The sequence below is a fragment of the Nonomuraea maheshkhaliensis genome (assembly GCF_039529435.1).
GTDB classification, from domain to species: domain Bacteria; phylum Actinomycetota; class Actinomycetes; order Streptosporangiales; family Streptosporangiaceae; genus Nonomuraea; species Nonomuraea maheshkhaliensis.
In genome coordinates this window covers 112,504-126,532 of sequence record NZ_BAAAMU010000009.1, presented here as the reverse complement: position 1 = coordinate 126,532, position 14,029 = coordinate 112,504, and the positions used below count along the sequence as shown (strand labels likewise).

General features: G+C 69.3%; 8 protein-coding genes. 6 read left to right on the top strand and 2 right to left on the bottom strand.

Features of this window, described 5'->3' with window-relative positions; translation table 11 throughout:
- Positions 1 to 34: 34 nt before the first annotated feature.
- Positions 35 to 397 (bottom strand): M55 family metallopeptidase, encoded by a 363-nt coding sequence (locus ABFX54_RS08825; RefSeq protein ID WP_346103037.1) that lies wholly within the window; start codon positions 395 to 397, stop codon positions 35 to 37.
- On the opposite strand from ABFX54_RS08825, the gene ABFX54_RS08820 reads away from it, so the two are divergent.
- The 3 genes from ABFX54_RS08820 to ABFX54_RS08810 all read left to right on the top strand — a co-directional run bounded on the left by ABFX54_RS08820 (position 353) and on the right by ABFX54_RS08810 (position 3,945).
- Positions 353 to 2,443, top strand: coding sequence for a DUF7507 domain-containing protein (locus tag ABFX54_RS08820; protein ID WP_346103036.1), 2,091 nt, complete (start codon positions 353 to 355; stop codon positions 2,441 to 2,443). The genes ABFX54_RS08825 and ABFX54_RS08820 overlap by 45 nt on opposite strands.
- Before the next feature lie 579 nt (positions 2,444 to 3,022).
- Positions 3,023 to 3,346: a hypothetical protein gene (locus ABFX54_RS08815; RefSeq protein WP_346103034.1), complete on the top strand. Its 324-nt coding sequence runs from the start codon at positions 3,023 to 3,025 to the stop codon at positions 3,344 to 3,346.
- Positions 3,343 to 3,945, top strand: coding sequence for a DUF4240 domain-containing protein (locus tag ABFX54_RS08810; RefSeq protein WP_346103032.1), 603 nt, complete (start codon positions 3,343 to 3,345; stop codon positions 3,943 to 3,945). The genes ABFX54_RS08815 and ABFX54_RS08810 overlap by 4 nt, the downstream gene beginning before the upstream one ends.
- Positions 3,946 to 4,193: 248 nt before the next feature.
- On the opposite strand, the gene ABFX54_RS08805 is transcribed toward ABFX54_RS08810, so the two are convergent.
- Positions 4,194 to 4,355: a hypothetical protein gene (locus ABFX54_RS08805; RefSeq protein WP_346103091.1), complete on the bottom strand. Its 162-nt coding sequence runs from the start codon at positions 4,353 to 4,355 to the stop codon at positions 4,194 to 4,196.
- Between ABFX54_RS08805 and ABFX54_RS08800 the strand changes: the two genes are divergently transcribed.
- The 3 genes from ABFX54_RS08800 (at position 4,331) to ABFX54_RS08790 (ending at position 13,910) form a co-directional block, all read left to right on the top strand.
- Entirely contained in the window at positions 4,331 to 7,453 is a 3,123-nt protein-coding gene (locus ABFX54_RS08800) for an ATP-binding protein (protein ID WP_346103084.1), read from the top strand. The genes ABFX54_RS08805 and ABFX54_RS08800 overlap by 25 nt on opposite strands.
- An 80-nt stretch (positions 7,454 to 7,533) precedes the next feature.
- Positions 7,534 to 7,704, top strand: coding sequence for a hypothetical protein (locus ABFX54_RS08795; protein ID WP_346103031.1), 171 nt, complete (start codon positions 7,534 to 7,536; stop codon positions 7,702 to 7,704).
- 17 nt (positions 7,705 to 7,721) lie between these two features.
- Positions 7,722 to 13,910: a S8 family serine peptidase gene (locus ABFX54_RS08790; RefSeq protein WP_346103029.1), complete on the top strand. Its 6,189-nt coding sequence runs from the start codon at positions 7,722 to 7,724 to the stop codon at positions 13,908 to 13,910.
- Positions 13,911 to 14,029: the final 119 nt, after the last annotated feature.

Sequence of the window (14,029 nt, the reverse complement as noted above, 5' to 3'; positions counted from 1 at the left end):
GTGGCCCACGCCGTGCGCGGGCCATCCTCCATGTTTACGGCCCGGTCTGGGTGAGCGCGACAATGAGCTGGAGCACGCCGTAGGCGGCCGTCATGGTGTCGGCATCGAACACGACGGTGCGCCCGTGCACGAAAGCGGCCAGATCCGCCGAACGCGGCTGATGCAGGTCGATCTCGAGGCGGAGCGGCGGGGAGAGCGAGGCCAAGCACCTGCTGTCGGACAGCCGCACCGCCTGGTTGGCGCCATGCCGCAGGCGATCTGCTGCTGCTTCGGGGTGCAGCGTCTCGGTTGCGTGCTGGCCGAGCCCTCGCTTGACCGGCACGGTAGAAATGAGCTGGAGAGCCGTGGAGCAGTGCGTCCTCAATGGACTGCCGGCATATGGTGGATCGTTTGCCATGTCGGTCGATCGATACCCGAGGACCCACCCCTACGTTGGGTTTCTGTGACAACACGGTCTGCTACCACTCGATCGAGAACTATCGCATCCGGCCTGAAACGGTGGGCCATATCCGGCGTGGCGCTTCTGGGCACGTTGTCGGCCGCGCTCCTACCGGCTCAGCCAGCGGCGGCGCAACCGGTGCCGCTGGTCGAGGAGGACTTCACGGGGGCCACCGCGATCCCGGAGTTCCGGGCCGTGGGATCGGCCTGTCTGACCGGTGCGCCGGCCGCGGGGCCGCCGGGGCCGGGGAACCGTCCTCTCACGGGATGCCCGGAGAACGCTGCGGGTCCCGTGCCGCCGACCGGAGCCGCCCCATTCGGCTACCTCCAGCTGACCAGCGCCGACAACGACCAGACCTCAGCCGTCCTGTACGACGAGCCGATCCCGGCCGAACAGGGCCTGCAGGTGACCTTCGAGCAGTGGCAATACGGCACCACCACGCCGGAGTTCTCGCCCGCTGACGGCATCTCCTTCTTCCTCATCGACGGCGCCGCCACGCTCGACCGGCCTGGCGCCTTCGGCGGCAGCCTCGGATACGCCCAGAAGCTGCCCGACGACAACCCCGCCAACGCGTTCGAGCCCGGGGTCAACCAGGGCTACGTCGGTGTCGGCCTGGACGTCCTGGGCAACTACTTCGGCGATTGGGAGCAGCGCGGCCGCGGTTGTGCCGAGCGTTCACCGGCCGGCACGGAATTCCGGATCCCGGCTCCGGGGGCCAACATGGTGACGGTGCGAGGGCCCGGTAACGGAACGGAGGGCTACTGCTTTCTGACCGCCACCACCAACAACTTCACCACCACCGGGCCATGGCCCTCCACCTTGCCGGGCCGGCTGCACGGGGAAACGACGACGGTCCCCGATGACCCTCAGGCGGCGCAGGCCGCGCTCGAACCGTCGCGCCGCAGGGTGAACGTCCGGATCACCCCGGCGCCCGACCCCGTGCTGACCGTGTCGATCGACTTCAACGACGGCAACGGCATGCAGCAGGTGCTGTCCACGCCCGCGCCCACACCGGTGCCCTCGACGTACAAGTTCGGGTTCGCGGCCTCCACCGGTCTGTTCACCGACGTCCACCTGATCCGCAACGTCGTCGTCCGCCCGGTGGCAGAGCGGCCGGAATTGACACTCGACAAGCGGATCGTGAACGACGCGCAGTTGCCCGACCCCGTGCCGGTGGGCACCGAGGTGCCCTACGAGTACGAAGTGACCAACAGCGGGAACATGAACATCACCGACCTGGCTGTGAACGACGACGTGGTCGAGGAGGTCACCTGCCCGCAGGCCACCTTGGACGTCGGCGAGACGATCATCTGCCGGGGCATCCACACCGTCACACGGCAGGACGCCGAACGCGGCTCGATCACCAACACCGCCACCGCGACCGGCATGGCCGACTCGACAGAGGTCACCTCGCCCGAGGCACAGGTCACGATCCAGGTCGCGGATGAAGGCGAGGGAATGCTCGAGCTGGACAAGAGCGTCGACAACTCCCGCCCATACCGGCCGGGAGACACGGTCGTCTATCGCTACACCGTTACCAACAACTCCGGCAGCACGGTGGATGACCTGCGGATCGAGGACAGCCACGTCCAGGACATCACCTGCGAGGACACAACCCTTGCCCCGGGCGCCGTCACGACCTGCACGGGCAGCTTCACCGTGCCGAGCAGCACGGGCGGCAAGTCGACGTGCAAGGGGCAGGACTGCCGCCGATCCATCACCAACACCGCCGTGGCCAGAGCCGGAGACCTGACCTCCACCCCGGCCACGGCCACCATCCAGGTGGTGCAGGGGCCACACCACTGCCCGCCGGAGAAGCCGGGGAAGAAGCCGCACCATTCTTGGACACCTCACCGCGGCACGAAATCAGAGTGTGGCTCGGTAACTCCCAACGAGAGCTCGGTAAACCTTGACGAGACCTGGATGTGGGTCACCGACTCTCCTGACAGTCCCGGCGACGAGGAGATATCGATGGGTACGAGAACCGCCTCGGCACGCGGGTAACCAAGCCCCCGCGGTGAGCATCCGCGCCGACTGCTGCGGTCCGGCCGGTCCGCGACCACGATCGGCCCGGGTGCTCACCGATGTCGACCGGCGCGGCTTGACGCCGCTCTAGCACACCAACATGACGCCGTACGGGTTGGTGCAACTGCGCCGTGACTGCCGCCTGAACCTGACCGGGCCGGCGTCCCGGCCGGAGGGTTGAGGCTCGTAAGGTGATCTGGCCGCCCTTGTGTCAAGGGCGGCCAGATCGCGGAGAGAGCAGGTCCGGGGGCGCGACCGTCTCACCAACCAAGTGCACTTGAGCTCTGCCCACGACGCGGCTTAGCCGAATACGGGGCGAATGCCGGCATCATGAGGTACCGCATTGTGCTCATGCGCGGTCCTGAAACAACCCGGTCGGCGTGACACAGCAGTGTGGCCCAGACCAATCGCTGCTTGGGTTGGCCGAGATCCGCACCGTCCACCTCGACGGAGCCCAGGACCCTGTACCGCACCCGAGAATCCTCCGACATCGCTGGCATCCTAAACGGGACATCAGTTGCGAAGAAGGTCGGCGTCGGCTCGTCCGTACATGATCCGTTGATCATCTGGAGTCCGCCCGACCAGCCGCTGTTCGTCGACCGCCACACTGCCGAGCAGGTCCTACCCCCGAAGGACTCCTCCAAGGCGCTGCTGCTACGGGAGGCCGAGGACAACCTGCGGCGCATGCTCGCCACCATCCCCCTCACCGACGACGAACGAGCCGCCGTCGACGGCGGCCAGCTTGCCCTGGACAGGCTCCTCGAGCAGCTCGCCGACGTTCCCACCCCCGCCGGACCTACTCCGCGCGAGCTTCAACGCCCAGCCGGCGCGGTGCTCCTGCCGATCGTGGAAGTCAGGCAAAGCGGTACCTTGCCGCCGTGACCCTCGAAGACTTCTGGACGCTGATTCACCAGTCCGCCGCCGAGAGCAGCGGCCAGGACCAACGCACCGAATGGCTCACCGCGCACCTCGCACGCCTCCCGGTCACCGAGATCATCGAGTTCGAGCTGCACCTCACCGCCCAGCGAAAACGGGTCGACACCCGACACATGTGGGGCGCCGCCTGGAACATCTTTCAGGGGTGGTGCTCCGACGACAGCTTCTGGTACTTCCAACCCTGGCTCGTCGGCCTCGGTCACGACACCTTCGAACGCGTAGCCGCGCACCCCGACGCCCTCGCCGAAACCCGCGAGGTCCGCCGCCTTGCCGGACGCCCAAGATCACAGTGGGCCGACGACGAGTGGCCGGAATGGGAAAGCATGAACTACATCGCACTCGACGCCTACGATCGCGCCACCGGAGAAGAAGAGGGGCTGGAAGACGCCCTCGAAGCACGAGGCCTCTACCGCATCTGCGACGCCCCGAGGACGAACGCTGGGACTACGACGACATCGAACAACGCCGCACAAGGCTCCCTCGACTCACAGAACTGCTGGGCGAGCACCACCCCACCACTTGACAGATCTGATTCCACATCATGATGCGGTTCACGTTGCCTTCCACCGCGCCGGAGCGTCCCGGGCGCTGCCGAGGGAAACCTCGTTCGCGCAGCTCGGCCAAGAGCCGGTCGGTGCTGCGGCAGCCTTGTTCCCAGCGTTCGTGCAGGTAGGGAGGATGAGCATCGAGGATCGTCTGGCGTGGTACGCGCTCGTCGCTGATCAGTTCGCCGGCGCCGGCGGCGGTGGCGTAGCGGCGCACCGTCCTGCGAGAGAGCCGCTACTCGCGGCCTTCACGCACCCGCCACCTCCCTGATGTCCTCCGGGCTGATGCGGAAGCCGCGCACGACCTCCTCATTGAGCACGATCACGCCGCCGGCGATCGCCCCCCATCGCGAGCCCCTCGTGCTGAGGCGGCCCCAGCTTGCGCATGCGCCCCGCGTCCAGGCGATCACGGAAGATCCGCTCCGCCAGGACTGGCACCCCCCTACGACGAAGTCCGGTCATCGGCACGTCGCGGCGCCGGACCCGAGCGCCTCCGTTCGTCCCCGGCGAGCGGGCAGTTGCGCCTGAGCAGCGAAAAGCGAGATCATCACGCATGCTCGACCCCTTGCCCGAGGACGATGGGACTTCACCGACGGTCTCCACGCCGCATTTCGTGGGTCGTGATCGGGAGATGGCGGCGCTTCGAGTCGCCTTGGCCCGGCCGCCGGCGATCGTGCTGGTGGAGGGTGAGGCGGGGATCGGGAAGAGCCGGCTGCTGCGAGAGTGGCTGGCCGCGCCGGACCGGCGCACCGCCCTGGTCTCGGTGTGCCCACCGCTTCGCGAGTCGCTGACGTTGGGGCCGATCGTCGACGCGTTCCGTGGGATCGACCGCCCGGTGTCGCGATTGGGGCTCACCGAGCTCGCGGGTGCGTTACGGCCCTTGTTCCCTGAATGGTCCTCGGACCTGCCGCCCGCACTGCCGTCGTTGAACGATGCGAAGGCGGCACGGCATCGCCTGTTCCGCGCCCTGGAGGAGCTGCTGCGGGCTCTGCGTGTCGATGTTCTCGTGCTCGAGGACGCTCACTGGGCCGACGAGGTGACCTTGGAGTTCCTGCTGTTCGTCGCCTCTCGGCAGCAATCGGACGGGCCGAGCCTCGTGATCTCCTATCGCCCGGAGGAGGTGGACGCCCGATCGCTGCTGCTGCGGCTGACGTCCCGGTTTCCGGCCGGCGTGACCCAGCTGAGGATCGCCCTGGCGCCGCTGCGACCCGGCGACACGGCGGCGCTGGTGTCCTCGATGCTGGACGGCAACCCGATATCGCAGGAGTTCACGACGTTCATGCACGAGCGGACCGGTGGGGTGCCTCTGGTGCTGGAGGAGTCGGTTCGCCTCATGTGCGACCGTGCCGACCTCGTCTTCCGCGACGGACAGTGGGTCCGGCTGAAGCTGCGCAAGTTGCAGGTGCCGCCGACGGTGCGCGACTCCACCCGGGAGCGGGTGGGCCGTCTGTCGCCGACGGCGCAGCAGGTGTTGCGAGCCGCGGCCACGTTGGCCGAGCGGTCATCGGTGGCCACGATCGCGATGACCGCAAGTCTGTCACCGGCCGCGTGCCGGGGCGCCATCGCGGAGGCGGCCGACGTCGGCGTCCTGGACGGAGACGACCGCGGCCAGTGGCGATTCCGGCACGTGCTGGCCGCCACGGCTGTCTACGAAGCGATCCCGTTGACCGACCGCAGGCACTTCCACCTGCTGGCCGGCCGGGCCTTGGAGGACATCGATCCGCCGCCGGTCGCGCGCCTCGCCCACCACTTCCGTGAGGCGGGCGAGACACGGTCCTGGGCGCGGTACGCCGAGCAGGGCGCCGAGCTGGCCATGGCCTCGGGTGACCACACCAAGGCGGTCGACCTGCTGGTCGATCTGGTTTCGTGGTCCGAGCTGCCGCCGGCGGATCGGGCACGGGTCGCGCGCATCGCCGGAGTGGCCGCACTGGGCCGTCGTGAACCGGTCGACGAGGTCTACCACCGCGTGATCCGTACGTTGCGCTCGGTGCTGGAGACCCCCGGTCTCTCCGCCCGCCAGCAGGCCGAGATCCGTAACCCCTTGGGCCGGCTCCTGATCATCGGGGGTGAGGCGCAGGCCGCGCTCAGCGAGCTCGAGCAGGCGGTGACCAACCTCGACCATGACCCGGTCGAGGCGGCCCGGGCCATGACCTATTTGGGATGGGCCTACGCGGGACCGTGGCCGGCGTCGACCCATCGGCGTTGGCTGGATCGCGCCGCTGAGCTCACCGCCGAAGTCGACTCTCCCGCGGAGCGGCTCAACCTGGCCGGCAACCGAGCCGCCGCGTTGCTCATGCTCGGCGAGGAGGAGGCCTGGGACGTCGTCGCCGACCTGCCCATCGACGGCGCGACCTCGGTGGAGCGTCTCGACGTGGCCCGCATCCACACCAATGTCGGGACCGGCGCACTGATCTGGGGCCGGTACGCCGACGCGGAGAAACACCTCGCCGTGGCCATGCGCCTTGCCGAGGCCGAGCATGCGTCTCGGCTGCGGCACAACGTGCGGCTCGAACAGACCAACCTGGCGTGGTTCACCGGCCGGTGGGAGGGTCTCGCGGAGACAAGCGCGGCGCTCGCCGACGCCGACCGGGACCGGCCGGCGCACTACCTCGGCAGCATTCGCCTCGCGGCCCGGCTGGCGGCCGCAACCGGACGGCGGCGCGCCGCGGGGGAGCAGTTCCGGCTGGTCCTTGAGGAGTCCGCCCGTCTCGGCGCGGCCGACGACACGATGGAGGCCGCCGCCGCGCTGGCCAGACTGTGGCTGACGGACGGAAACAGCGGCCGGGCGCTGCAGATCACGAACGAGCCGATGGACACGGTCCGGAGAAAGGGCATCTGGGTCTGGGCGACGGACCTCGTCCCCGCCCGGATCGAGGCGCTCCTCGACGCGGGCGACCTGCGGGCCGCGAAACGCCTGGGCGACCAGTTCGCCAGAGGTCTGCGTGGCCGTACGGCGCCTGCGTCTCGCGCCGCCCTCGCCGTATGCCGTGCTCTGCTGGCCGCCGCGGCCGGCGACCACGCCCGCACGGCGCGGGCGTACGACCGGGCGGCGCGCGCCTGGGACGCGTTGCCGCGCCCCTACGACGCCATGCTCGCCCGCGAGCGTCAAGCCGAGGCGCTCATGGCGCAAGGCCAGATCGAACAGGGCCTGGAGCTGCTGGCCGCACAGTACGAGCACCTGTTCAGGCTCGGAGCCCGCGGCGATGCGGACCGTGTCGCGCAGCGGCTTCGCGAACACGGCGCCGAGGTTCCGCGATTGTGGCGCGGCGGCCGGCGAGGGTACGGCGACCGGCTCTCACCTCGTGAGCTCGACGTGGTCCGACTGGTCGTCGCCGGCAAGACGAACCGGGAGATCAGCCGGATCCTGGCCAAGTCACCGGCCACGGTGGATCAACAGCTGCGTGCGGCGATGCGCAAGTTGAAGGTGAGTTCCCGGACCGCGCTCGCGGTCAAGGCGGTAGAGGCCGGAGTGTTCGCGGAAGAGGATTCCCTCGGCGACCTGTCATGAAAATTGACGTATCCGGCGGATAGCGAAGTTCGCTCGTCACCCCGAGCATGACTCCATGATCCATGGCCCTAGGGCAGTGCATGCCTGAGCGACCTGTCGCGCGCGACGACTCCCTCATCGAGCACCAGCGACCACTTGAGCTGTCGCGCGTCAGCACCCCTGACGCCCCCGGCGCCCCTGACGCCCCCGACACCCGGGATGACGTCGATGACGGCGATGACGAGAGCCACGACCCCTACCAACCCCTGTAGGCCGGAGGACCCCCCACGTGAGACTGCAAGCCCTCGTCACTTCGCTGGCCTTAGCGGTCGGCTTGAGCATGATCTCGCCACCACCGGCGTCGGCCGCTGAGCCGGATCCCGGTGCACCCGCCGACAAGATCGCGTCGGATCTGAAGGGCCGCTTCCGCACGGAGCCGGTCGCCGACTTCTGGATCACGTTCGACACCAAGGCCGACCTCGCGCCGGCGAAGAAGATCGCCGATTGGACCGCTCGCGGTCAGTTCGTCTACGACGCGCTGAAGGGCGCGGCCAAGACCTCCGCGGAGTCCGTCTCCGCCGAACTCGACGCGGCGGGCGTGAAGTACACGTCCTACCCGCTCGTCAACGCCGTGCTCGTCAAGGGCGGCACGCAGCAGCTCGCACTCGACGTCGCCTCGGTCGGGCAGGTCGCCGAGATCCACGCGTCGCCACAGGTCGCGCTGGTCGAGCCCGTGGACGAGAAGACGCCGGACGACCAGGCCGCCCGCCCCGCCACCCCCAAGGCCACCGCCGAGGACGGCAGCGTCCCGTGGGGTCTGGACGCCATTCACGCCCCCGAGGCCTGGGCCAAGGGGGCCACCGGTGCGGGCATCACCGTGTCCAACCTCGACTCGGGCGTTCAATTCGACCACCCCGCCCTGACGCGGCAGTACCGCGGCAGGAAGCCCGACGGCACCGTCGACCACAACTACAACTGGATGGCCACCCGGGGCACGTGCACCGGAGCGCCGTGCGACGACAACGGACACGGCACGCACACCATGGGCACCATGGTCGGCGACGACGGCACCAACCACGTCGGCGTCGCCCCGGACGCGCAGTGGATCGCGACGAACGGCTGCTGCGACAGCACCGGCGTCGAGTCGTTGCTCAAGTCCGGCTGGTGGCTGCTCGCCCCGACCGACGTCAACGGGAACAACGCCGACCCGTCCAAGCGCCCCCACGTCATCAACAACTCGTGGGGCCAGAACGCCGAGCACAACTTCGACGACTTCTTCCGGGCCATCGACGAGGCCTGGAGCGCCGCGGGCATCTTCAGCGTCTGGTCGTCGGGCAACACCACGCCGTACGCGGCGTGCGACACCGTCTCCTCGCCCGGCTCCGCCGAGAGTGCCTACTCGGTCGGCGCCTACGCGTCTGACGGCACGCTCGCGTTGTTCTCCCGTAAGGGCGAGGGTGAAGAGGGCCGGATCAAGCCCGAGATCTCCGCTCCGGGCGTCGCCGTCACTTCGTCCTACCCGAATAACAGTTACACCGAGATGTCCGGCACGTCGATGGCGGCTCCCCACGTCGCCGGCGCCGTCGCCGGCCTGTGGAGCTACGACCCGACCCTCATCGGGCAGGTCGAGGAGACCCGCCGCCTGCTGGCCGAGTCGGCCGCCGACGTCGACGACACCGAGTGCGGCGGCACCGCCGGCTTCAACAACAAGTACGGCGAAGGCCGGCTCGACCTCGTCCGCCTGCTCGAGCTCGCACCCCGGCAGGGCGGCACCCTCACCGGTGTCGTCGCCGCCGACGGCGCCCCGGTCTCCGGCGCCGACGTGATGATCAGCGGACCGTTCAGCCGGTCCGTCGGGACCGACAAGGACGGCCGGTTCACGGTAAGCCTCCCGGTCGGCGACTACCAGATCAGCACCAAGGTCTTCGGGTACCTGCCCGCGACCGCGAGCGCCACGATCACCCTCGGCCAGAACACCTCGGTCGAGGTCGCCCTCACCGCCGCCGCGCGCCACGACATCAGCGGCAGGGTCATCGACGACAAGAAGCAGCCCGTCCCGAACGCCGACGTCTCCGTCAAGGACACGCCGCTGGACGCCGTGCGTACGGACGCCAACGGCGCGTTCACGATCGCCGGTGTGCCGGAGGGCCAGTACGGGCTCGCCGTCACGCCCAACGCCTGCTTCTCGCCGGCGTCCGTCCCGCTGACCGTCGGTGCCGAGAACAAGCCGCTGGAGATCCCGGTCGGGCTCGTCGTCGACAAGGGCGGCTACAGCTGCTCCCTCTCTGAGGGGGAGTACCTGCGCGGCACCGACCCGGTCACCTTCACGAGCGGCGTGTGGGCGACGGTGAAGCTGCCGTTCCCGATCGCGCTCTACAACGGCAGCCACGACACCCTCGGAATCGGCCTGCGCGGCGTGATCTCCCCGGACACCTCCACCGGACCCGGTAGCGGCGGTGCGGGCATCTTCCCGTTCTACGTCCAGTCCCCCGTCCAGTTCGCCCCCGGCGGGGGAGTGTTCACGGCGGCCACCAAGGTCGACGGTGAGGACGCGTTCGTCATCGAGTACCGCGACGCCAAGATCTGGGCCTACCCGATCCGGTCCGAGTACACGGAGCCGGTCAGCTTCTCGGCCACGCTCACCCGCTCGGGCAAGGTGATCTTCGGGTACGGCGACGGCATCGGGACCGACGACCCGGTGACCGGCGGCGCCCGCACCATCACCGGCATCCAGGGCTGGGCCGGTGTGGACGGCATCCGGTTCTCCGAGAACGTCCCGGTGCTCCACGACGGGATGATCGTCACCTACGATCTTCCCGACTGGGGCTACCTCGACGCGACCGTCGTCGACAAGAACGACGGCCTGCCGGTGTCCGGGGCCAAGGTCTTGTTCACCGGCAAGAACGGCCTCGTCGAGAGCGTCACGACCAACGGGACGGGCGTCGTGCGTCGCCAGCTGCCGGTCGGCGGCTACACGATGACCGTCGAGGCGCCGAACTACGTGACGGGGTCGTACGACTTCACCCTCGACAAGCTCTACGCGAAGGCGACGATCGACGCGCGCCTCAGCACGGGCGTCGCCGGTCTGAAGGCCAGCGGCCTCGACGCCGTGATGGGAACCGGCCAGAACGGTGTGGGCTCGCTGACGCTGACCAACACCGGTTCCGCCCCGCTCACGTACGACCTGGGCGAGGCCGCGCGCCACCCCGAGCTCGACGCTCCCGGCGCCACCACGCGCACCGGGAAGGGTGCGGACAGCACGATCGACCTCACCGCGTGGAAGGCCGGTGCGAGCGGCATGAAGCCGTCGAACGTCGACGGCAAGGCCGCGACGGCGAGCGCCGCGGAGGCGAAGGCGGCCGGCAAGGTCGGCACGACCTCCGGCGGCGACGTCATCACCCGCATCGAGATCCCGGGCACGATCGCGGAGAAGGAACCCTCCGGCATCGGGTACGACGGGGACGTCTGGGTCCACGACTACAACGCGCGGACCAACACCGCCTACACCGTGACGGGCAAGCGGACCGGCAAGGTCTTCGACGCCTCGTGGAACCCCAAGTACCGGGCATTCGACATGGCGCTCGACACCAAGACCGGTGACATGTGCCAGATGGAAGACAGCCCGGCCAGCTACATCCACTGCTTCGACCGGGAGACAGGAAAGGAGACCCGGCAGATCAAGGGCGACTGGTCCACGCTGCAGCTGACCGGACTCGCCTACAACCCCACCGAGGACGTGTTCTACGTCGGCGGCCGGGCGAACGGCATGATCGGAACCGTCGCCGGGACCTCGCACGACAACGCGGGTGCGCTGCTGTCCTTCTGCGCCCCGCCGCTGCCCGAGGTGATGGGCCTGGCCTACAACCAGGCCTCCGACACCATCTGGTACACCGACCTCACCTCGAACAGGCCCACCCGCCTGCTGCAGGTCGACCCCGACGACTGCTCGCTCGTCAACGCGTGGTGGTTCCCAGGCCAGAAGGCGGGCCAGGGCGGCGGCCTCGAGACCGACGCGACCGGGGCGCTGTGGGCAGCGGACCAGATCGCCGATGACGTCGTGCTGGTCGACGTCGAGGACGACCTGGTCACCGACCTGCCCTGGCTGTCGCTCTCCTCGACCGGCGGCACCCTTGCCCCGGGCGAGTCGACGACGGTCAAGGTCTCGATCTCCTCGAAGGACGCCGACCCGGGCACTCTCGGCGCGAACATCATCGTGCGGTCCGACTCCGGGCGGCAGCCCAAGACCTACGTCCCGGTGACGCTCACGACCACGAAGTACCAGGTCGGCGTCAACGCCGGCGGCCCCTCGTTCACCGACGCCTCCGGCTACACCTGGTCCGGTGACCAGGCGGCCCGTGGCAAGGCGTGGGGCTACACCGGGAAGGGCAGGACGATCTCCACGAGGGCCCCGATCGCGGGCACCGAGGACGACGCCCTGTTCCAGGCCCAGCGCACCACGCCGGGCAAGGACCTGGTCTACACGTTCCCCGACGCGCCGAAGGGCACCTACGCCGTCGACCTCGGGTTCGCCGAGATCGAGCAGGTCAAGCCGGGCAAGCGGGTGTTCGACGTCCTCATCGACGACGAGCTGACGCAGTACGCCTACGACCCCGTGCGAGCCGTCCGCTCCAACACCGCCGACTGGCACACCGCCGTCGTGCAGCACGACGGCGGTCCGCTGACCGTGGAGCTGCGGGGCAGCAAGGGTCTGCGGGCTCCGAGCATCGCGGCGCTGCGCGTGACGCTCGATCCGCGCGGAGACAAGGCGGAGCCGGAGCCCCAGCCCGAGGAGCCGGAGCCGGGCCCCGTGCCCGTGGCCCCCGCCGGTCGCTCGTACGCGATGAAGGTGACCGACGGGCTCTACCGCCAGGGTACGGAGGATTCCGGGTGGCACGGCGATGACGTCTGCGGCGTGCTGTGGTTCGACTCCAGCTTCCTGTTCCCGTTCTACGACACGGCCTGGGACGGCGTGTGTGTGACGACGAACGGCTCGCTGATCTTCGACCGGGCCGGCGCCCTGGGGAGCAACACGGCGCTGCCGTCGCCATACGCGTTCGACGCGATCTTCCCGTTCTGGGACGACCTGATCGTCGACGACGAGGCGGGCATCTACTTCGGCACCACCGAGGTGGACGGCCTGGCCGCTGAGGTCGTCGAGTGGCGCAACGCCACCTTCGACAGTGACAGGACGGCCCGGGTGAGCTTCTCGGTCACCCTGATCGCGGACGGCCGCATCCAGATCGGGTACGGCGACGGCATCGGCGGCGACAACCCCGTCACCCGCGGGTCGTCGGCGACGGTCGGCCTGGAGAGCCTGACGCGCAACCCCGCGAGCCAGTACTCCTTCAACCAGCCCATCCTGACGGCCGGTCTGGGGCTGGAGTACACCCTCCCGGCAGCCGGCACGATCGAGGGCACGGTCACCGACAAGAACGACGGTAAGCCGATCGCGGGCGCGATCGTCACGCTCACCGGGCCGAACGGTGAGCGGGTCATCACCGCCGATGCGAAGGGCCGGTGGAAGGCCCAGGCGCTGGTCGGTGCGAACACCGTGCAGGTCTGGGCGCCGAACTACGTCACGGCCGCCCACCCCGTGACCATCGCCAAGAAGGACCAGGCCGAGGTGGTCGACACGGCGTTGACCACGGGCGTCGCGACCGTCACGGGAGGTGACCTCGACTGGCTCCTCGGCCCGGACCAGAAGGCGACCGCCGGCGTGACCGTGACCAACACCGGCTCCGCCCCGCTCGAGGTGCGGCTCAGCGAGCAGAAGCGCACCAGCGACGGCGGGCACGAGGCCGCCGACCTTCCGTGGCTGACCCTCACGGGCGCGGCCGCGGCCGGCACGGTCAAGCTCGCGGCCGGCGAGTCCACCACGGTCACGGCAACGGCCGACAACGCCGCCGTCGAGCCCGGCGTGCTCGTCGGGGACGTGCTCGTGGCGTCGAACGCCGGCAAGGGCGAAGCCCAGCTCAGGCCGGTTCGTTTGGCGACCTCGTCCTACTGGAAGGGCGTCGACGCGGGCGGCCCCGGGCACGTCGGCGCCGACGGCTTCGTCTGGTCGCCCGACCAGCAACTCGGCTCGCGGCCGTGGGGCTACGTCGGCGGCAAGGCGCGTACCACCAAGGCCGGCATCGGCGGCACGGAGGACGACGACCTGTTCCGCACCCAGCGGACCGGTGAGACGTTCGCCTACGTCTTCAAGAACGCGCCCGCCGGGATGTACCGGATCGGCCTCGACTTCGCGGAGATCGAGAAGGTCAAGGTCGGCAAGCGTGCCTTCGACGTCCTGGTCGACGGCGAAGCCGTGCTCCACGACCACGACGTGCAGAAGAAGGTGGGTGCGCTGACCGCGGACGTGAACACGGTCACCGTCGAGCACGGCGGTGGCGATCTGAAGGTCGAGTTTCTCCGCGAGATCGGCGAGCACGACCCGATCATCAACGCCCTGAAGGTCCAGCAGGACCCGCGCCTATGAGATAGCCAAGTGGTCAGAGCCTCCTCGGAGAGGATCGCCGTGGAGGCTCTGACCACGCCTACCGAGTTCGCGGCTTTCGACCTGCGCTCGCCGCAAACTCCATCCATGCGGTTCAAGCC

Bases quoted from the DNA above. Each gene is read 5' to 3' on its own strand.
- ABFX54_RS08795 (WP_346103031.1), top strand. From the start codon at position 7,534: ATGCCTGAGCGACCTGTCGCGCGCGACGACTCCCTCATCGAGCACCAG.
- ABFX54_RS08800 (WP_346103084.1), top strand. From the start codon at position 4,331: ATGCGCCCCGCGTCCAGGCGATCACGGAAGATCCGCTCCGCCAGGACT.
- ABFX54_RS08825 (WP_346103037.1), bottom strand. From the start codon at position 397: ATGGCAAACGATCCACCATATGCCGGCAGTCCATTGAGGACGCACTGC.